This is a genomic window from Homoserinibacter sp. GY 40078 (genome assembly GCF_008017545.1).
Classification (GTDB): Bacteria; Actinomycetota; Actinomycetes; order Actinomycetales; family Microbacteriaceae; genus Homoserinibacter.
Window position 1 is genome coordinate 492,026 of record NZ_VRTZ01000002.1, and the last position, 17,873, is coordinate 509,898.

A 17,873-nucleotide genomic window follows, 5' to 3' on the forward strand; every position below is an offset into this window, starting at 1 on the left:
TTGCCGATCAAGAGAACAGGGGTACGCGGATATGGCATCCGTTTCTCGAACGTCGCGGCTTCTCGCCGCCGTCAGCATTCCGGTTACCGCGGGTCTCGTACTCGCGGGCTGCGCCGCCGGCTCCGACGGTGCCAGCGGCGACAACGTCATCATCGTGGGCACGACCGACAAGGTCACGACCCTCGACCCGGCCGGTTCGTACGACAACGGATCCCTCGCCGTGCAGACGCAGGTGTTCCCGTATCTCGTGAACACCGACTACAACTCCACCGATGTCGTTCCCGACCTCGCCGAGTCGGCCGAGTTCACCTCGCCGACCGAATACACGGTCACCCTCCCCGCCGGGCTCAAGTGGGCCAACGGCAACGACCTCACCTCGTCCGACGTGGTGTTCTCGTTCGAGCGCAACCTCGCGATCGCCGATCCGAACGGCGCGTCGAGCCTGCTCTACAACCTCGACTCGGTCGAGGCGACCGACGACACCACCGTCGTCTTCCACCTGAAGACCGAGAACGACCAGGTCTTCCCGTTCATCCTCACGAGCTTCCCCGGCGCGATCGTCGACGAAGAAGTGTTCTCGGCTGACGCTCTCACGCCCGACGCCGACATCGTCGCCGCCAACGCGTTCGGTGGTCCCTACGTGATCACCGACTACGACTTCAACAACGTGGTCGAGTTCGAGCCCAACGACGCCTACACGGGTCTGCTCGATGCTCCGGTGAACGAGAGCGTGATCCTCAACTACTACGCCGAGTCGTCGAACCTCAAGCTCGAGGTCGAGAACGGCTCGATCGACGTCGCCTACCGCAGCCTCTCGGCGACGGATGTCGACGACCTGCGCGGCAACGACGATGTCCAGGTGATCGACGGCCCCGGTGGCGAGATCCGCTACATCGTGTTCAACTTCGACACTCAGCCGTACGGCGCGAAGACGGCTGACGCCGACCCGGACAAGGCCCTCGCGGTCCGTCAGGCGCTCGCGTCGCTCATCGACCGTGAGGCGATCTCGGAGCAGGTCTACAAGGGCACCTACACGCCGCTCTACTCTTACGTCCCGGAGGGCTTCGCGGGCGCGACCGAGTCGCTCAAGGAGCTCTACGGCGACGGTGAGGGTGGCCCGGATGCCGACAAGGCAGCCGAGATCCTCGAGGCCGTCGGTGTCGAGACGCCCGTCCAGCTGAGCCTGCAGTTCAGCCCCGACCACTACGGTCCCTCCTCGGGCGACGAGTACGCCATGGTGAAGGACCAGCTCGAGGCGAGCGGCCTGTTCCAGGTCGACCTGCAGTCCACCGAGTGGGTGCAGTACTCCGAGGACCGCACGGCGGACGTCTACCCGGCGTACCAGCTCGGCTGGTTCCCGGACTACTCGGACGCCGACAACTACCTGACGCCGTTCTTCCTCACGCAGAACTTCCTCGGGAACCACTTCTCCGACTCCGAGGTCGACAAGCTGATCCTCGAGCAGGCGGTGACCCCGGACGTCGACGAGCGCACCGCGCTCATCGAGCAGATCCAGGATCTGGTGGCGCAGAAGCTGTCGACGGTGCCGCTCCTCCAGGGCGCACAGGTTGCTGTCGCGGGTGCGGACGTCGACGGGGTCATCCTCGACGCGTCGTTCAAGCTCCGCTTCGCACCGATCACGCGCTGATCGGAGCGGAACCACCGAGCGTGTGGTGGGGCGGTCGCCTGATCGCCCCACCACACGCGGCACCTACTCGGAGATCGATCCCCGAATGACGACGACCGTCGAGACACCCCCTCCCGTGACGCCCGAGGCGTCGCGCCGAGCCAGGCGCCGCGCGAGCGGCTCTCTCGGGCGATACATCTTCGTCCGATTCCTTCTGATCTTCCCGACCGTCTTCATCCTCGTGACGATGGTCTTCGTCTTCATGCGGTTGATCGGCGATCCGATCACCGCGGCGCTGGGCGGCCGGCTCGGAGCCGACGAGCTCGCCGAACGTCGGCACGAGGCGGGATACGACCGGCCGCTCATCGTCCAGTACTTCGAGTACATCGGCCAGGTCTTCACGGGCAACTTCGGCACGACGCTCACCGACAATCAGCCGGTCGTCGACGTGCTGTTGCGGTACGGGACCGCGACCCTCGAGCTCGCGATCTACGCGCTGCTCGTGGCGTTCATCGTCGGGATCCCTCTCGGCATGCTCGCCGCGGCGATCCGCGACCGCTGGGGCGACGCGGTGCTGCGCGTCTTCGCGATCCTCTGCTACGCCACCCCCGTGTTCTTCGCCGGCCTCGTGCTGAAGCTCATCTTCTCGGTGTGGCTCGGCTGGCTCCCCGTCTCGGGGCGCGCAGGAGTCCGCACGGAGTTGAGTCTCGGAAGGCAGGACGGCGCGACCGGTATCTATCTGATCGACGCGATCCGCTCCGGCAATCCCGCCTACATCTCCGATGTTCTCCAGCACGCGGTGCTGCCGGGCATCACGCTCGGGCTCCTCACCGCGGGCATCTTCCTGCGCCTCGTGCGCACCAACGTCATCGGCACCCTCTCGATGCCCTACGTCGATGCCGCACGGAGCCGCGGTGTGCGCGAGTACCGCCTCGTGCGGCGCCACGCCTACAAGCCGGCGCTCATCCCGATCGTCACCGTCATCGGTCTCCAGATCGCGCTGCTGCTCGGCGGCGCGGTGCTCACCGAGACGACCTTCGAGTGGCAGGGCCTCGGCTTCCAGCTCACCCACTACCTGAGTGCCCGTGATTTCGTCGCGGTCCAAGGGATCGTCGCCCTTCTCGCGGTGATCGTGGCGCTCAGCAACTTCGTCGTCGACATCATCGCGGCGCTCATCGACCCGAGGGTGAGGTACTGATGGCCCGCCCACGTCGCGCCAGCCTGCTCGCGAGGCTCCCGATCGTCCACCAGCTGCGCCAGTCCGTCGGGCTTCAGCGTGGCATGCTCGTCGCCGGTCTCGTGATCACGGGCGTTTTCCTTCTCACGGCGGCACTCGCACCGCTCATCGCGCCGTACGGCTTCGCCCAGCTGCGTGATGAGAACGGCCTGTTCGGCGCCCAGCAGCCGCCGAGCGCCGGGCACCTGCTCGGCACGACCGTCGGCGGCTACGACGTCCTCTCGCGCGTCATCTGGGGCACGCAGACGGCGTTCCTCGTGATCGTGGTCGCGGTGATCCTGTCGATCTTCATCGGGGTCTTCCTCGGTCTCATCTCGGGATACATCGGCGGCTGGATCGACCGCGTTCTCGTGGTCGTCGCCGACGCGGTCTTCGCCTTCCCCACGCTTCTGCTCGCGATCGTCGCGGCGATCGTCATCAGCGGCGGCCAGTCGAGCCTGTGGGGCGGCGTGGCGGCCGCGGCCGTGTCGATCACGGTCGTGTTCATCCCGCAGTACTTCCGTGTGATCCGCGCCGAGACGGTGCGGGTCAAGTCGGAGGCCTTCGTCGAGTCCGCCCGCGTCATCGGAGCGCGTGCGCCGCGGATCATGTTCCGTCACGTGCTGCGCAACTCCACGCGTACGCTGCCGCTGATCTTCACCTTGAACGCGTCCGAGGCGATCCTGACGCTCGCGGCGCTCGGCTTCCTCGGTTTCGGCATTCAGCCGACATCCGCCGCCGAGTGGGGATACGACCTCAACAAGGCCATCGCCGACGTCACGAGCGGCATCTGGTGGACACCCGTGTTCCCCGGGCTCGCGATCGTGCTCGTCGTGCTGGGCATCACCCTGATCGGCGAGAGCCTCAACGACCTGGCCGACCCTCGCCTTCGCGCGCGGCGCCGGCTCGCGGCGACACCGGCGGACGCGGTGGCCGAGTCGGCGCCCGCCTCCCGCGACGCGATGGGGGAGGTGCTCTGATGGCGTCGATCGATCCGGCTGTCGACATTCGCGGCCTGAAGGTGACGTTCGACACGGACGGCGGACGCGTCGAGGCGGTCCGCGAGGCCGACCTGCGGGTCGCGCCCGGCGAGGTTCTCGCCGTCGTCGGCGAGTCCGGTTCGGGCAAGACCGTCACCGCGCGCTCGATCCTGGGCCTGCTTCCCGAGACGGCGCTCGTCGAGGGCGCCGTGGTGCTGAACGGCGAGGACGTCGTCCAGCTCGACCGGCGCCGCCTGCGCGAACTCCGCGGTACCGCGGCGGCGATGATCTTCCAGGAGCCGTCCACGGCGCTCAACCCCGTCTACACGGTGGGCTGGCAGCTGGCCGAGGGGCTCCGGGCGCACGGGAAGTACACCAAGCGGCAGGCACGTGCCCACGCCGTCGAGATGCTGCGGCGCGTGGGAATCCCCGATCCCGAGCGACGGGTCGACGACTATCCGCACCAGTTCTCGGGCGGGCAGAAGCAGCGCGTCGTGATCGCGATGGCGCTCGCGCTCGACGCATCCGTGTTGATCGCGGACGAGCCGACGACGGCGCTCGATGTCACCGTGCAAGCCGAGATCCTCGACCTGCTGCGCAGGTGCCGCGACGAGTTCGGCACCGCGGTCGTGCTGATCACCCACAACATGGGTGTCGTCGCGGATCTGGCCGATCGCGTAGCGGTCATGTTCAACGGCGAGGTGGTCGAGACGGCTCCGGTGATCGACCTCTTCCGAGCGCCGCAGCACGACTACACGCGAAGGCTTCTTGCCGCGGTTCCGCGGGTCGAGCTCGCCGAGCGCGCGCCGCATGCCCCGGATGAGTCGGTCGGCGCGGTGGTCGAGGCCCGCGGTCTGGAGATCGAGTACCCGGGGCGTCTCGGGCGCAAGGCCTTCCGTGCCGTCTCGGGGGTGGATTTGCGGATCGCCCCGGGCGAGGTCGTGGGTCTCGTCGGCGAATCCGGTTCGGGAAAGACGACGATCGGTCGCGCGATCGCGGGGCTCACGGCGGTCACGGGAGGATCGCTGCGGGTTCTCGACACGGAGATGCGCGGCGTTCGGGAGCGCGAATTCCGCCCGCAGCGACGTCGGCTCGGGTTCGTGTTCCAAGATCCGGCCACGAGCTTCAACCCGCTGCTGACGATCGCCGAGTGCGTTGCGGAGCCACTCATCGTCCACGGCGTCGCCGACTCCGGGTCCGATGCGCGAGACAGGGTCGACGAGCTGCTCGAGGCGGTCCAGCTGCCGGGCGCGTTCGGCGATCGGTATCCGCACGAGCTCTCCGGCGGTCAGCGCCAGCGTGCGAGCCTCGCCCGCGCGCTCGCGCTCGATCCCGAGCTGCTCATCGCCGACGAGCCGACGAGCGCACTCGATGTCTCCGTGCAGGCGCGTGTGCTCGATCTCTTCGACGAGCTGCAGGAACGCTTCGGGTTCGCCTCGCTGTTCATCACCCACGACCTCGCGGTGGTCGACCGGGTCGCCCACCGGGTGGTCGTGTTGCACCACGGCGAGGTCGTCGAGTCGGGCCCGACCCATCAGGTGCTCGGTGCGCCGTCGGACCCGTACACGCAGCGGCTCCTCGCGTCGCTGCCCGTGCCGGATCCGGTCGAGCAGGCTTCGCGGCGCGCGGAGCTCGCGGCCCTGCGAGAATCGACGGCATGAGTCGCAGTACGGTCCCCGCCGAGACGGCTGTCCTCGCGGACGACCTCACGCTCGCCTATCCGGGCGACGAGACCCCGGTGATCAACGGCGTCTCCCTGCGACTCGGCATCGGCGAGACGCTCGGGCTGATCGGCGAGGCGGGGTCGGGCAAGACCACGCTCGCGCGTGCCATCGCATCCCAGTCCGCTCCCGGCGAGCGGGATGAGCCGGTGATCGCCGGTGGACGGCTCGTCGTGCTCGGGCAGGAGCTGCGCCGCGCCTCACGGGGACGTCGGGATGCCCTCTCGTTGCGGGTGGGATACCTCCCGCAGGATGGTGGATCGTCGCTGCACCCGCAGCTCACGGTGGGCGAGAACGTCGCCGTTCCGATCTACCAACGGGATCGCCGTTTCGATCGTCTTGAGGCGGGCGGAGCCGTCGCCAAGCTCGTCGACGCCGTGCGCTTGCCGCTGTCGGTGCTCGACCGCTATCCGCATGAGCTGAGCCGCGGCCAGCGGCAGCGGATCGCCCTCGCTCGCGCGCTTGTGCTCGAGCCCGAGCTGCTCGTCGCCGACGACCCCACGATGGGCGTCGATGTGCTCGTGCGTGGGCCGATCCTCGAGGTCGTCGCCGAGCTGCAGCGTGAGCTCGGGTTCAGCTCGATCATCGTCGGTCACGACCTGCGCGAACTGCGGCGGGTGGTCGACAGGATCGCAGTGCTGCACGCGGGCCTCGTCGTGGGTTATGGAACCGTCGACGAGGTGCTCGCCGATCCTCTCCACGCGTACGTGCGGCGCCTCGCCGAACTCTCGGCATGACCGGGCTCCTCATCGGCGGGTACGGCCCCGACATGGGCGGCCTGGGTGCGGGCATTGCTCTCGCGCACTCCACCGATACGGGACTCGACGCGGGGGAGGTGCTGCCGATCGCGTCGCCATCGTGGGTCGCGATCCGCGGCGACCGGATGGCGGCTGCTCTCGAAGGAGCAGGAGCCGTCGCCTGGTATCGCCGGGGGGCTCGCGGGTGGATCGCGGACGGCGTGACGACGGATGTCGGTGAAGCGCCCTGCCATCTGGCGTTCCTCGATGACGACACGATCGCCGTCGCCTGCTACCTCGACGGTGTGGTCGCGGTGGTGCGCGCAGGGGAGTCCGTGCCGATGCAGCGGGTCCCGGGTACCGGTTCGGGACCCCGATCGGCGCAGGAGGGGCCGCACGCTCACCACGTTCACGTGCTGCCGGACGGTCGCGTGCTGACACTCGACCTCGGCGCCGACCGGCTGCACATCCACCACCGTGACGCATCCGGCGAGCTGGAGCGCGTCGATTCGATCGCTGTCCCCGCCGGAACCGGGCCGCGCGACCTCGCCCGGCTTCCGGGCGGGGAGCTCGCCCTGCTCGGCGAGTGGAGCTGCGAGGTGCTCGTCCTCGAGCCCGCAGGCGAGTCGTTCGAGATCGTGCAGATCCTCGCTCTTCCGGGAGCTGTCGCGGGGGAGGATCAGGCGGCCGCTCTCGCGATCTCGAACGACGGACGCGTGCTCTTCGCCGGCATCCGTGGGGCGGATCGGGTGGCACGGATCGCGATCGAGGCCGACGGTCTGCGTGCGCTCGGCTGGGTGGAGTCCGGCGGGCACTGGCCCCGCCATCTCATGGTCGACGGAGGCCTTCTGCACGTCGCGAACCAGCTCTCGGACGCCGTGGCGACATTCCTCATCGACGCGGAGGGCGAGCTCTCGCAACAGGGCATGGCCGCATTCGCGTCGCCGACCTGCGTCGTCCGGGACGACGCCGATCCTTTGCTAAGCTAGTCAGGCTGTTCTCAGCGATCCTCGGTAGCTCAATTGGCAGAGCAATCGGCTGTTAACCGATAGGTTCTTGGTTCGAGTCCAAGCCGGGGAGCATCTTCGCGACGCCGTGCGAACCGCCGGTTCGCTACCATCGTGTCGACCACCGGCCGCACCCCGTGCGGCCCGTAGGAGGAACCTCGTGGACGCCTGGCTGAATGCCAACGCAATGACGCTGCTGGTGATCGTCGCCGCCGTCGCGGGCGTTCTGCTTCTCGCGGTGATCGTGCTGCTGGCCCTGTGGCTGCGGTCCCGTCGCGTCGTGCGGCTCGTCGCCCGGGAGCGTTCGGCAGCTGAACGTGCCCGCATCGATCTGGAGCTGACTCTCGCCGAAGAGGGCTCGCGGATGCGCATGATCCGCGAGATGCACGAGGTCGCGGTACACACCGCGTCGCGAGTCATCTCGGAGGCCGACGGCGCGCGCTTCGCCGCCACCCAGGATCCCTCGGCGGCGGGCCGCGCGGCCGCGGCGATCGCCGAGACGGCCCGGGCTCTGCTCGCGGATCTACGTCGCGTCCTCACGCTCGTCCGTGATGGGGAGGAAGAGGCGGCCGCCCAGCCGGGCCTCGCGAACGTCTCCGAGCTCTTCGCCGCAATGGGCGACGCGGGGCTCACGGTCGAGTTCGAGCAGAACGGCGCTCCCCACGAACTCCGGCACGGAGCCGAGATCGCGATCTACCGGATACTGCAGGAGGCCCTCGGCAACGCACTGACGCACGGCGGCGACGGCACCCGGGCGAAGGTCGTGCTCACCTGGACCGACGATGGCCTGCAGCTGCTGATCGAGGACGACGGCACGCGGGCCACGGCGATCCGCGAGGGCCGCGATCCGTATGTCGAGGCGCAGCAGCACAGCTACACCGTCGAGGACGATCTCGCTGCGCTCACGCAGGCTCCCGCTGGTCGGGGGATCGGCGAGATGCGCGAGCGCACGGAGCTGTTCGGCGGGGTGTTCGAGGCTCACCGCGTGCCCGGGGTCGGGTTCACCGTGCAGGCCGTCTTCCCGTCGCTGCGCTACCACAACGGCGTGCACGGCGTGAGGCTTGAGCCGCGCTGAGCGCTGAGCGACGCGCCGTCGACGCGGCGGCTCAGTCGTCGAGGTGGTCGCGCCCCGGCAGCCACGAGTTTCCGGGAACCCCCCACTTGCGTCGCCGCACCACGCGCTGGGCGGCGCGATGGTGGGCGTCGGGCAGGCGGTCGGCGTAGAGCACGCCATCGAGGTGGTCGAACTCGTGCTGGAAGATCCGAGCGAGCCATCCCGTCGCGAGCACCTCGTAGGGCGTGCCGTCGAGCTCCACGGCGCGCAGCAGCGCCGTGTGGGATCGGAGGAGGGGGAAGCGCTCGCCCGGGATCGAAAGGCACCCTTCGGAGTCTTCCTCCGGGTCCGCGTCGCCGAGCGGCGGCGGTGAGACGAGCAGCTGAGGGTTGATCGCGGTGCCGCGGTGCAGCTCGCCGTCTTCGTCGCGCCAGTTGTAGACGAAGAGCCGCAGGGGCACGCCGACCTGCGGTGCCGCGAGCCCGACGCCGGGGGCCTGCGACATGGTGTCCTCCATGTCGTGCACGAGCGCGTAGAGGCTCTCGTCGATCTCGTCGACATCGTTCGCGCGAGCGTGGAGCACCGGATCACCGGTGATCCTGATGGGGAGGACGGCCATTCGGACAGGATATCGGCGCCCGGCCAGGTAGATTCGTCGGGTGCCGGACGTCATCCCCCTCGCTGAAGATGTGGTCGAGGCGTTCCAGGGCTCTGCGCCGCTCGGGATCCTGATCGCTCTGGTGGGGGCTGTCTTCCTGTCGCTGGGGGCGCAGTTGCAGCATCGCGGCGTCGAGAAGGTCGAGGCGCAGCACGGGTCTGGTCAGAAGGCCGGGCTGTCGGGTGGGCAGCTGCTGCGGCTGTTGGCGCGCCCGAGCTGGCTGATCGGCACGATCATGCTGGGGCTTGCCATTGTCTTCCAGCTGACTGCTCTCGGTTTCGCGCCGATCATCGTGGTGCAGCCCATCGGGATCGTGGCGCTCGTGCTGACATCCGTGCTGAACGCGCGTGTGTCGAAGGTGAAGCTCGACCGGCACGCGATCCAGGCGATCTCGATGTGCGTGATCGGTATCGGCGTGTTCGTGACGCTCGCGGCGTTCTTCGCGAAGGAGCATGTGATCCGCGAGGCGCAGCTGATCGTGATCCTCGCGATCCTCGGTGCCGTGCTGCTCGCGTTGGCTGCGGCGTTCGTGTTCTTCCGCCACAAGCTCAACGCGCTCTTCTACATCGCCGCGGGCGGTGTGCTCTACGGTTTCGTGGCGTCGATCGCGAAGGTCGTCATCAACCGCGTGCTCAACAACAACTCGGACTGGGTCACCGTGGTCGGGGCGATCGGTCTGCTGCTGGCACTGGCGCTCGGCTTCTACTTCGTGCAGACCGCGTACTCGGTGGGGTCGCCGGATCTCGTCATCGCGGGCCTCACGGTTATCGATCCGCTCGTCGCGATCGCGATCGGCATCTTCGTGCTCGGCGAGGCGTCGGAGACGCCCGTGTGGGTCATGATCGCCTGGCTCGTCGCGGGAACGGTGGCGATATTCGGTGTGCTGCAGTTGGCGAAGCACCATCCGCAGACGCACCGGCGTGATCAGCCGGGCGAGATCGCGCCCCTGAGGTAACGTGGAGAGACCTTTTCCGCCGACCGAGGGACCTGATCGAGTGACCGACGATACGTCGTCGAACCCGGCATCTGGGCCGCGCCTGACCATCCTCATCGGCTGCGACACCTTCGCCCCAGACGTCAACGGGGCCGCCACCTTCTCGCGCAACCTCGCGGCCGGACTGGCGCGTCGCGGTCACGATGTGCACGTGATGGCTCCCGCGCAGCGGGGCCGCGTCGGCATCTTCACCGAGACGCACGAGGGCGCCGAGCTGACGGTGCATCGCATCTACTCGTGGCGTTGGCTGCCGCACCCGTGGCTGCGCTTCATGCTGCCGTGGCGTGTGAAGGCGAACGCCGAGCGGATCGTGCGCGCGGTGAAGCCGGATGCAATCCACTTCCAGTCGCACATCGTCGTGGGTCGCGGGCTCGCGATCGCGGCGAAGAAGCACGGCATCCGCCTCGTGGGAACCAACCACACGATGCCCGAGAACATCCTGCAGCACGTCGAGATCCTGCCGAAGGGCATGCTCGACTGGCTGGCGCGCGTGCAGTGGAAGTCGGCACGCAAGTGGTTCGAGATGGCGGATGCGGCGACCACGCCGACCCGCCGCGCTGCGGAGTTCTTCGAGAAGGGCACCGGGCTCACCGGCATCCACGCGATCTCGTGCGGCATCGACACGAGCGTCTACACCGCCGATCTGTCGCCGCGGAGCGAGAACGTGATCGCGTTCCTCGGGCGGCTGGATGAAGAGAAGTTCATCCACGAGATCCTCGAGGCGGCGACGAAGCTCGGCGACCTCGACGTGCGCGTGGAGATCATCGGCGACGGGGAGGTGCGCCCGAGGCTCGAGGCGCGCGCCCGCGAGCTCGGGATCGCCGATCGGGTCCACTTCACGGGCCGGGTGTCGGATGACGAACTGCGCGCGTCGCTGACGGCAGCGAGCGTGTTCGCGATGCCGTCCCGAGCCGAGCTGCAGTCGATCGCCACGATGGAGGCCCTCGCATCGGGCCTGCCGGTGGTCGCGGCCGACGCGATGGCCCTTCCGCACCTCGTGCGTCCGGGGGAGAACGGCTACCTCTACCAGCCGGGCGACATCGACGAGTTCGCCGCCCACCTGCGCACCGTGCTCACAGCGGACCCCGAGGAGCGCGAGCGCCTGGCCCGCGGATCGCTCGCCACCGTCGCTGCGCACGACATCGAGCGCACCCTCGACATCTTCGAGGCGCTCTATCGCGGCGAAGAGGTCGTCGATCCGATCACCGACGGCAGCGCGGAGCCCACGGCACGCTGAACGGCCTCGGTGCTCGCCACCCGGTAGGTTTGCTTCTCACGGGGCGGTAGCTCAGCTGGTTAGAGCAGCGGACTCATAATCCGTCGGTCACGGGTTCAAGTCCCGTCCGCCCTACCAATCGGTGGATCGTCGTGCCGACGCCGACAAGGCGCGTGCCTCCTCCGGTGATGCTGGGCTTCGGCATCTGGATCAGCTCCACCACCGTGAGATCGAGCTCGGCCGCGATCGCATTGAGGTCGTCCGAGGTGAACGGCAGTCGCCCGGACAGCCGTCGGCTGATCTGCGGCTGGGTGAGACCGATTCGACGCGCGAGATCCGATCCGGAGATGTTCTTCACGGCGAGGTGTGCGCGGATGGGCGCGGCGATGACTTCGCGCGCGGCGTCGCGCCCAGGCAGCTCGGTGATCGTTGCTGAGGACATGCGCTGAGTGTATCAGAATATGCGATGTGCGCATAGAGGGACCTCCTAGCGCTTGAACCCGACACGCCGCGCTTACGCATTGCGTTGACAACTATGCATCGGATGCATAGCTTGTACGCATGCCCAATGCACCAGATGCATACGTTCCCGGAGTCGTCGAGAACGTGAAAGCCGAGATGGCCCGCCGAGGTGCATCCCAAGTGGACGTGGCTGAGGCGTTGGGGTTGACACAGCCCCAGGTCAGCCGGCGCCTCGCGGGTCGCGTCGAGTTCTCCGCGTCCGAGCTATCCAGGCTCAGCGCTCGCCTCGGCGTACCGGTCTCTGCGTTCTTCGGCGAACCGGTGCGGTCGTGATTGGGCTCGTGCTCCTCGGAGCGGCGATCACGGTTGCAATGCGTCTCGCCTACCTCGGTTCCAGAGGGGAGGGCTCGTAGCTAGACCCGCCCGCAGCTATGGCGGAGCGAACTGCCCCAGCAAGAGAACAGCCCCCGTTGCACCGGGGGCCGAACGAAAGGCAATGCGGATGCCCTCCAATAACACGGTAGCGCCCGAGGGGGCGGCGGCAACACCCCCAGCGTCGGGGGGCCACTGTCGCCTGCTCGGCGACTTCAAGGTGCAGCACTTCGACTGCGACGAGCACCCCGACGGAACGATCACCGACGTTCGGGATCACGTCGGGGAGGTCGATGCGTGAGCGCCGCGCTGACGCTGCCGCAGTCGATGCGCGCGGCAGGGAAGCCGCTCGTCGGGACGACGCTCGGTGTCGATGCTCCGCGGGTGCGGCGCGGTGACCGCGACAACTCGCACGTCGCCGCGGACGCATCCGCACGGTCGATCCACGAGACCAAGCTGCGCGTGTTGCAGATCGTCCTTCAGGAGGGGCCGATCATCGGGGCCGAGATCAACGACCTCTACGACCTGCGCCGCAGCCGCAATGGGTGGCGGAAGATCCACGTCGACTCGCCGCGGAAGCGCGCCGGGGAGCTCGCTGCGGACGGTCTCCTCGAGATCGTCCGCGACCGGGTGAACCCGGCGAATCACCTCCCCGAGGCGGAGTACGCCATCACCGACGCCGGACGCGCAGCACTCGGGAAGCTCTCGTGACCGCCGGTCGGATCGCGGCGAAGACCGCGTCGATGCAGCGCCTCGGGAAGACGAAGCGCCCCGTCGTGAAGAAGACCTCGGACGGGTACGTGTCGGGCTGGTACTCCACGACCGCCGTGCCGGTGGAACATCAGGCCGCGGTCGCGCGCCTCCTCGAGCAGCGCGGCGAGCTCGACCTCGCCGACATGCTCGGCGTGCAGGTGGTGACCGCATGAACCGCGTGCAGCAACAGATCGCCGAGGCGCACGAGCGCACCCTCGGGATGCTCGCCGAGGCCCTGCGTCGCGACCCCCAGATCAACTCGCGATTCAGCGAGGTTGTCGCCGGGCACATCGGCCAGGACGTCGACGCCCGCGCCGACGTCGCAACGATCGAGTACCTGCACGAGCGGTTCGGGCAAGAGTTCCCGATCTCGGGCGACCACATCGCACGCCACCACGCCGCCATCCTGCGCGATGCTGCCGTCGGCCTGGCGGCCGTCGGCCCCACGTTCGACGAGCTCGTGCGCGCCGATGGCACGGAGCTGCCCGACAACGTCGCGCCGATCCGCCACCGTCGTGGTGCCCACCACCGGGGAGGCCGCTCGTGACGGCCGCGCGGGTCCGGGCCAACTACCCGGAGGGGAAGTACCACGAGCACCCGGCGCTCTCGGCGACGGGGGCGAAGCGGATCCTGAAGTCGCCGCGCACGTTCGACTACTGGCGTACGCACCCGCAGCCGCCGAAGGACGAGTTCGACCTCGGGCACGCGGTGCATGCGAAGGTGCTCGGCGTCGGAGCGCAGATCGCGGTCTACCCGCGCGATGTCCTCGCGACGAACGGGGCTGCGTCGACTTCCGCCGCGAAGGAGTGGGCCGCGCAGCAGCGCGCGGCAGGCCGGGTGCCGGTGAAAAGGGACGTCGCCGACAAGGTCAACGCGATGGCGGAAGCCGTGCTCGGCTCGACAACAGCCCGTGCCCTGCTCGAGCAGGACGGCACCCCCGAGGCGACCATCTTCAACACCGACCCGGAGACCGGCATCGACCTGCGCGCCAGGTTCGACTTCCTCCCCAAGCGCACCGGCCGACGCCGCATTGCCGTCGACCTCAAGACCACCACCGACGCCAGTCCCGCGGGGTTCGCCCGGGCGGTGGCGCGGTTCCGGTACGACGTGCAGCAGCCGCACTACCTGCACACGTACGACCCGAGCGGCGCGCCGGATCTCGAGTTCGCGTTCGTCGCCGTGGAAAGCGAGCCCCCACACCACGTGCTCGTCGCCGCGCTCGACTCCGACTTCGTCTCGATCGGCGTCACCGACGCCGCGCACGCTCGGCGCCTGTTCGCCGAGTGCGCCCGTAGCAACACCTGGCCGGGATACCCCGACGAGGTCGTGCTGCTCAAGCCCCCGATGTTCCACGTCTACGACTTCCAGGACGCCCACAATGACGACCACTGACCTGCCCACCGTCCCCACCGTTTCGCGCGCCGGGCGCACGGGCCCGCGCGCTCGTGGCCCCGTGAACCTCGCGCTCCGCAAGCCGACCGGCGTCTCGCCCTGGCCGATCATGCTGCTCGCAGGGGGCCCGAAGGCCGACTCCGCCCGCTTCGCCGCGATCGCGTCCGCCTCCGACCTGATCGACCGCACCCTCTGGGTGTCGTGGAAGGAGCGCACCCCGGATGCGCTCGGCGCGACGCCCGGCGCCCGGTTCGAAATCGTCGACCACGACGGCACGCTCGACGCGTTCGAGGACGCGATCGCCGCGATGACCACCCTCGGGCGGGAGAAGGGCGGCAAGCCGCACATGCTCGTCATCGACGGTGTCTCGCAGCTCGCCGACGCCGTCCGCGACTGGGCGCGCACCGTCACCCCGGGCGCGGGCTACTGGCTCACCGTCGGCGAGCGGTGGCGCACCCTCATCGAGACGCTGCGGAAGCATGCCGGCCCCGTCTTGCTCATCGCCCGCCACGACGCGGAGGGTGTTGTCGGCCACCGCGACCTTCCGGCAGACGTTGACGTGTTCGCTGAGGTCCGCGACGACGGGATCGCGCTCGTGAACGCGCCCCGCACCGAGCCCGCGCTGTACGACGTCGAGGTGCTCGACATCGAAACCGTCTGGCTGCTCCTCAAGCTCGCGGGAGCGGCCAAGTGAGCGCCGCCGAGCTGACCGCCGCGCAGGCCGTCAAGGTCGCCGCGTTCGGACTCGACGAGGCCGAGCGGCCGCTCGTGCGCCTCGCCGCCGCGATCGAACTGCTCAGCCTCGAGCCCGACACCGAGCGCCGTGCAGCGATCCTCGCGATCCTCGAGAGCACCTGCGCCCGGATCAAGTCGGCTGTCGCGACCGGCGGCATCGAGCGCGTCGTGTGGTCGACCGAGCGCGACGGCATCGCCCTCGCCGACGCGATCCTCGACGGAGGTGCAGCGTGAGCACCCCCGATTCCGGTCTGCCCCCGACCCTCGTCGAGCTCGACCACGGAGGTCGCGAGGTGCTTCGCGTCGCGCGGCCGCGTAAAGCGACGCGTCGCGTCGGCCGGGTCGTCGAGGCTGAGGTCGAACCGAAGAAGCGCCGTGGCGCCCGGTCGGGATCGGGTGCCGCGAAGAGCGCCGACAACATCGCCATGCACCGCCTCGCGAACCTCGCCCTTGTCCTCGGCGTCGTCGCGGGCGGCGTCGGGTCGATCGACGGACTGCTGCACGCCGCCGAGATGGCGTTCACTCCCGCGCTGTCATGGGTGCTCCCGACAGCGCTCGACGTGTTCCTCGTCGGCACCGCGGTCGCAACCCTCGCATTGCGGGAGCGGCGCGCTTGGGCCGCGGTCGCATTCTGTGTCGTCGTGACGCTCGGCCTCGTCGGCTTCTCCGCCGTCGTCAACTTCACCTACTGGCAGTCGGTTACCACCCCGGGCACCCTCCCGCACGAGATCGGGCCGTTCATCAAGGGGGCTATGCCGGTGCTGCTGCTGGTTGCGCTCGAGATCCTCGCCGCGATCAACACCACGAAGCGCCGCGTCCTGCCAACCTCGGTCGCCAGACTCGTTGCCGAGCGTGACCGTCTCCGTGGCGAGCTGCGTGTCAGCGGAACGGTCGCGAAGCTCAAGGCGCGGAAGAAGGCCCGCGGATGAGTGCTCGCATCGACTACTGCGACACCTGCGGGATGGAGCCTGTGATCGCGTCGCGCCCCGGCGTATGGCGGTTCGACGGCCGCGAGGGACTGCTGTTGCGGTTCCGCTTCTGGCAAATCGACCCCGATCTGTCCGCGTTCACACTCCGGAAGGTCGCGCACGCGACGACCGAGACCTACACGATCGCCGCAGCCGTGTTCTGGGGCCACTTTCGCCACCGCGTTGTCCTCCCGCTCGACGACGCGGCGCGTTCGTCTGGATGGTCGGGCGCCGAGGAGGCGACCGCATGAGCGGCCCCGTGTTCCTCGACTTCTTCGCCGGGTTCGGTGGCAGCTCTTCGGGGCTCGTCGAGGCTGGCTATGAGTTGGCGACCGCCTACAACCATTGGGACAAGGCCGTGGCCGTGCACTCAGCGAACCACCGCGCCGCCGACCATGTGCAGGGCGACCTGAGCGGCTACGACATGCGCCGTCTCCCGAAGCATGCCGACGTGCTGTGGGCCTCCCCGGAGTGCACGTGGCACTCGCCCGCGGGCGGACGCAAGCGACCCCGCGCGGCCGACCTTGACCTGTTCGGCGAGTACGTGCCGAACGACGCGGGCGAGCGATCGCGAGCGACGATGTTCGACCCGATCCGTGCCGCCGAGGCGCGCGGGTTCAAGGCCGTGATGATCGAGAACGTGCCCGAGGTGGCCTCGTGGCCGCTGTTCCGGAGCTGGCTGCTCATGTGGGAGTCGCTGGGCTACTCGTGGCAGATCGTCAATGTGTCGGCCGCGCACGTCTACGGCCCGGGCAACGCTCCCGCTGGGCAGTGGCGCGACCGGATCTACATCGTCCTGACCGCGAAGGGGGTCCGCATGCCGCGGATCGAGCCCCGCCCGCCCGCGTGGTGTGAGCAGTGCGGCGAGGTCGTCGAGGCGCGGCAGCACTGGCGGAAGCCCGCAGCTCCCGGAGCGCCGCAGGTCGGCAAGTACCGCCGTCAGTACGACTACGTGTGTGGCGCGAACCGCCACGCACGCCACATCGTCGAGCCCTACGTACTGCCCGCAGCGGGCGTCATCGACTGGTCGGACCTGGGCATCCGGATCGGCGACCGAGAGAGCCTGGGCATGCGCCCCCTTGCTGCGGCGACGATGCGGCGCGTAGAAGTCGGCGCGCGCATGTTCGCTCGCCCCGCGGTCGTCGCGCACGGCGGCCAGACGTGGGATGCAGCGAAGCCCGACCACCGCGGATTCGGAGACCCGTCCGCCTACTACCGCGCGTGGGCAGCGGACGGCGCTCCGCTGATGACGCGGCAGGCAGGCGGTACGGGCGACGCGCTGAGCGTGCCGCCGTTCATGACCGCGGTCAACCACGACGACGATCGCCGTGCGCAGACTCTCTACAGGGCACCGCTCCCCACCCGCTCCACGAAGGTCGGAGACGGGATCGTGTTCCCCCCCTTCGTCTCGCACCACTACGGCGAGCAGGCAGGGTCCGAGCGCCGCAACGACGACGCCGACTCTGCTCCGCTCGGTGCGATCACCGCGGGCGGTGCGCACCACAACCTCGTCGTGCCGCCCTATCTCGTCGACTTCCACGGCACCGGCACTGCCAACAACATCGCCGAGGCGCTCGCCGCGGTCTCGGCAGGCGGCAACCACCACGGGCTCACGATCCCGCCCGGCGCGTTCCTCTCGCGCCAGTACGGATCGCGCGGTGACCAGAGCCACCTCAACACCTCGGTGATGGAGCCGACGCACCCCATCACGGGAGCGGGCGGAAATCACGCTCTAGTGATCCCGGAGCGCAAGCGCCCGGACTCGCAGTACGAGGGCGAGCTGCCGTTCGACCTCGCCGACGTGCGCTTCCGGATGCTGAACCCGACCGAGCACCTGCGGGCGCAGCGGTTTTGGGAGGGATACGACGTGTCGGCCGCGAACAAGTCGGAGGCGACGAAGGGGGCCGGAAACGCGGTCGCTGTGAACGTCGCGCATTGGATCGGCGAGCAGGTGTTCGAGGTGCTCTCGTGAACGCGTCCG

The 17,873-nt window shown here is 69.0% G+C and carries 22 protein-coding genes and 2 tRNA genes; 22 read left to right on the top strand and 2 right to left on the bottom strand.

Going from position 1 to position 17,873, the window contains the following annotated elements:
• Window positions 1-31 precede the first annotated feature (31 nt).
• The 8 genes from FVQ89_RS11050 to FVQ89_RS11085 all read left to right on the top strand — a co-directional run bounded on the left by FVQ89_RS11050 (window position 32) and on the right by FVQ89_RS11085 (window position 8,363).
• Window positions 32-1,648, top strand: a complete 1,617-nt coding sequence (locus FVQ89_RS11050) for an ABC transporter substrate-binding protein (RefSeq protein WP_147901994.1) — start codon at window positions 32-34, stop codon at window positions 1,646-1,648.
• A gap of 85 nt (window positions 1,649-1,733) precedes the next feature.
• Window positions 1,734-2,825 carry an ABC transporter permease gene (locus tag FVQ89_RS11055; RefSeq protein ID WP_147901995.1) on the top strand — a complete coding sequence of 364 codons (1,092 nt, stop codon included), beginning with the start codon at window positions 1,734-1,736 and terminating at the stop codon, window positions 2,823-2,825.
• A complete protein-coding gene (locus tag FVQ89_RS11060; RefSeq protein ID WP_147901996.1) occupies window positions 2,825-3,823 on the top strand; it encodes an ABC transporter permease in 999 nt (332 codons plus the stop codon). Before FVQ89_RS11055 ends, FVQ89_RS11060 begins: the two co-directional genes overlap by 1 nt.
• Entirely contained in the window at window positions 3,823-5,484 is a 1,662-nt protein-coding gene (locus tag FVQ89_RS11065) for an ABC transporter ATP-binding protein (RefSeq protein ID WP_147901997.1), read from the top strand. The genes FVQ89_RS11060 and FVQ89_RS11065 overlap by 1 nt, the downstream gene beginning before the upstream one ends.
• Window positions 5,481-6,281, top strand: coding sequence for an ATP-binding cassette domain-containing protein (locus FVQ89_RS11070; protein ID WP_147901998.1), 801 nt, complete (start codon window positions 5,481-5,483; stop codon window positions 6,279-6,281). Before FVQ89_RS11065 ends, FVQ89_RS11070 begins: the two co-directional genes overlap by 4 nt.
• A complete protein-coding gene (locus tag FVQ89_RS11075) occupies window positions 6,278-7,270 on the top strand; it encodes a beta-propeller fold lactonase family protein (RefSeq protein ID WP_147901999.1) in 993 nt (330 codons plus the stop codon). The genes FVQ89_RS11070 and FVQ89_RS11075 overlap by 4 nt, the downstream gene beginning before the upstream one ends.
• Before the next feature lie 18 nt (window positions 7,271-7,288).
• A tRNA-Asn gene (locus tag FVQ89_RS11080) sits at window positions 7,289-7,361 on the top strand.
• Window positions 7,362-7,448: 87 nt separating this feature from the next.
• Window positions 7,449-8,363 (top strand): sensor histidine kinase, encoded by a 915-nt coding sequence (locus FVQ89_RS11085; protein ID WP_147902000.1) that lies wholly within the window; start codon window positions 7,449-7,451, stop codon window positions 8,361-8,363.
• Between the two features lie 31 nt (window positions 8,364-8,394).
• Here the strand turns inward: FVQ89_RS11085 and def are convergent, their stop codons facing one another.
• The gene (def, locus tag FVQ89_RS11090; RefSeq protein WP_147902001.1) at window positions 8,395-8,961 is read right to left on the bottom strand and encodes a peptide deformylase; all 567 of its coding nucleotides are present in this window, start codon (window positions 8,959-8,961) and stop codon (window positions 8,395-8,397) included.
• A gap of 40 nt (window positions 8,962-9,001) precedes the next feature.
• On the opposite strand from def, the gene FVQ89_RS11095 reads away from it, so the two are divergent.
• From FVQ89_RS11095 to FVQ89_RS11105, 3 genes are all read left to right on the top strand, one after another.
• The gene (locus FVQ89_RS11095; RefSeq protein WP_255513570.1) at window positions 9,002-9,955 is read left to right on the top strand and encodes a DMT family transporter; all 954 of its coding nucleotides are present in this window, start codon (window positions 9,002-9,004) and stop codon (window positions 9,953-9,955) included.
• A 40-nt stretch (window positions 9,956-9,995) separates the two neighbouring features.
• Window positions 9,996-11,231: a glycosyltransferase gene (locus FVQ89_RS11100; protein ID WP_255513571.1), complete on the top strand. Its 1,236-nt coding sequence runs from the start codon at window positions 9,996-9,998 to the stop codon at window positions 11,229-11,231.
• A gap of 40 nt (window positions 11,232-11,271) precedes the next feature.
• Window positions 11,272-11,348: transfer RNA gene (locus FVQ89_RS11105), tRNA-Ile, on the top strand.
• Here the strand turns inward: FVQ89_RS11105 and FVQ89_RS14720 are convergent.
• Window positions 11,305-11,652, bottom strand: a complete 348-nt coding sequence (locus FVQ89_RS14720; RefSeq protein ID WP_147902442.1) for a helix-turn-helix transcriptional regulator — start codon at window positions 11,650-11,652, stop codon at window positions 11,305-11,307. The genes FVQ89_RS11105 and FVQ89_RS14720 overlap by 44 nt on opposite strands.
• Window positions 11,653-11,828: 176 nt before the next feature.
• Between FVQ89_RS14720 and FVQ89_RS14725 the strand changes: the two genes are divergently transcribed.
• The 11 genes from FVQ89_RS14725 to FVQ89_RS11160 all read left to right on the top strand — a co-directional run bounded on the left by FVQ89_RS14725 (window position 11,829) and on the right by FVQ89_RS11160 (window position 17,864).
• Entirely contained in the window at window positions 11,829-12,005 is a 177-nt protein-coding gene (locus tag FVQ89_RS14725) for a helix-turn-helix domain-containing protein (RefSeq protein WP_370454480.1), read from the top strand.
• Between the two features lie 169 nt (window positions 12,006-12,174).
• Window positions 12,175-12,345: a hypothetical protein gene (locus FVQ89_RS14465; protein ID WP_187265012.1), complete on the top strand. Its 171-nt coding sequence runs from the start codon at window positions 12,175-12,177 to the stop codon at window positions 12,343-12,345.
• A complete protein-coding gene (locus tag FVQ89_RS11120) occupies window positions 12,342-12,755 on the top strand; it encodes a hypothetical protein (protein ID WP_147902003.1) in 414 nt (137 codons plus the stop codon). Before FVQ89_RS14465 ends, FVQ89_RS11120 begins: the two co-directional genes overlap by 4 nt.
• The gene (locus tag FVQ89_RS11125; protein ID WP_147902004.1) at window positions 12,752-12,970 is read left to right on the top strand and encodes a hypothetical protein; all 219 of its coding nucleotides are present in this window, start codon (window positions 12,752-12,754) and stop codon (window positions 12,968-12,970) included. Before FVQ89_RS11120 ends, FVQ89_RS11125 begins: the two co-directional genes overlap by 4 nt.
• On the top strand, window positions 12,967-13,344 hold the full coding sequence (locus FVQ89_RS11130) for a hypothetical protein (protein ID WP_147902005.1): 378 nt from the start codon (window positions 12,967-12,969) through the stop codon (window positions 13,342-13,344). The genes FVQ89_RS11125 and FVQ89_RS11130 overlap by 4 nt, the downstream gene beginning before the upstream one ends.
• Window positions 13,341-14,189, top strand: a complete 849-nt coding sequence (locus tag FVQ89_RS11135; RefSeq protein ID WP_147902006.1) for a PD-(D/E)XK nuclease-like domain-containing protein — start codon at window positions 13,341-13,343, stop codon at window positions 14,187-14,189. Before FVQ89_RS11130 ends, FVQ89_RS11135 begins: the two co-directional genes overlap by 4 nt.
• Window positions 14,176-14,883 (top strand): hypothetical protein, encoded by a 708-nt coding sequence (locus tag FVQ89_RS11140; protein WP_147902007.1) that lies wholly within the window; start codon window positions 14,176-14,178, stop codon window positions 14,881-14,883. The genes FVQ89_RS11135 and FVQ89_RS11140 overlap by 14 nt, the downstream gene beginning before the upstream one ends.
• A complete protein-coding gene (locus tag FVQ89_RS11145) occupies window positions 14,880-15,158 on the top strand; it encodes a hypothetical protein (protein ID WP_147902008.1) in 279 nt (92 codons plus the stop codon). Before FVQ89_RS11140 ends, FVQ89_RS11145 begins: the two co-directional genes overlap by 4 nt.
• Window positions 15,155-15,853: a hypothetical protein gene (locus FVQ89_RS11150; RefSeq protein ID WP_147902009.1), complete on the top strand. Its 699-nt coding sequence runs from the start codon at window positions 15,155-15,157 to the stop codon at window positions 15,851-15,853. Before FVQ89_RS11145 ends, FVQ89_RS11150 begins: the two co-directional genes overlap by 4 nt.
• Window positions 15,850-16,143 (top strand): hypothetical protein, encoded by a 294-nt coding sequence (locus tag FVQ89_RS11155; RefSeq protein ID WP_147902010.1) that lies wholly within the window; start codon window positions 15,850-15,852, stop codon window positions 16,141-16,143. The genes FVQ89_RS11150 and FVQ89_RS11155 overlap by 4 nt, the downstream gene beginning before the upstream one ends.
• Window positions 16,140-17,864, top strand: a complete 1,725-nt coding sequence (locus FVQ89_RS11160; protein ID WP_147902011.1) for a DNA cytosine methyltransferase — start codon at window positions 16,140-16,142, stop codon at window positions 17,862-17,864. The genes FVQ89_RS11155 and FVQ89_RS11160 overlap by 4 nt, the downstream gene beginning before the upstream one ends.
• Window positions 17,865-17,873 lie beyond the last annotated feature (9 nt).

Bases quoted from the DNA above. Each gene is read 5' to 3' on its own strand.
- FVQ89_RS11050 (WP_147901994.1), top strand. From the start codon at position 32: ATGGCATCCGTTTCTCGAACGTCGCGGCTTCTCGCCGCCGTCAGCATT.
- FVQ89_RS11055 (WP_147901995.1), top strand. From the start codon at position 1,734: ATGACGACGACCGTCGAGACACCCCCTCCCGTGACGCCCGAGGCGTCG.
- FVQ89_RS11060 (WP_147901996.1), top strand. From the start codon at position 2,825: ATGGCCCGCCCACGTCGCGCCAGCCTGCTCGCGAGGCTCCCGATCGTC.
- FVQ89_RS11065 (WP_147901997.1), top strand. From the start codon at position 3,823: ATGGCGTCGATCGATCCGGCTGTCGACATTCGCGGCCTGAAGGTGACG.
- FVQ89_RS11070 (WP_147901998.1), top strand. From the start codon at position 5,481: ATGAGTCGCAGTACGGTCCCCGCCGAGACGGCTGTCCTCGCGGACGAC.
- FVQ89_RS11075 (WP_147901999.1), top strand. From the start codon at position 6,278: ATGACCGGGCTCCTCATCGGCGGGTACGGCCCCGACATGGGCGGCCTG.
- def (WP_147902001.1), bottom strand. From the start codon at position 8,961: ATGGCCGTCCTCCCCATCAGGATCACCGGTGATCCGGTGCTCCACGCT.
- FVQ89_RS14720 (WP_147902442.1), bottom strand. From the start codon at position 11,652: ATGTCCTCAGCAACGATCACCGAGCTGCCTGGGCGCGACGCCGCGCGC.
- FVQ89_RS14725 (WP_370454480.1), top strand. From the start codon at position 11,829: ATGGCCCGCCGAGGTGCATCCCAAGTGGACGTGGCTGAGGCGTTGGGG.
- FVQ89_RS14465 (WP_187265012.1), top strand. From the start codon at position 12,175: ATGCCCTCCAATAACACGGTAGCGCCCGAGGGGGCGGCGGCAACACCC.
- FVQ89_RS11130 (WP_147902005.1), top strand. From the start codon at position 12,967: ATGAACCGCGTGCAGCAACAGATCGCCGAGGCGCACGAGCGCACCCTC.
- FVQ89_RS11140 (WP_147902007.1), top strand. From the start codon at position 14,176: ATGACGACCACTGACCTGCCCACCGTCCCCACCGTTTCGCGCGCCGGG.
- FVQ89_RS11155 (WP_147902010.1), top strand. From the start codon at position 15,850: ATGAGTGCTCGCATCGACTACTGCGACACCTGCGGGATGGAGCCTGTG.
- FVQ89_RS11160 (WP_147902011.1), top strand. From the start codon at position 16,140: ATGAGCGGCCCCGTGTTCCTCGACTTCTTCGCCGGGTTCGGTGGCAGC.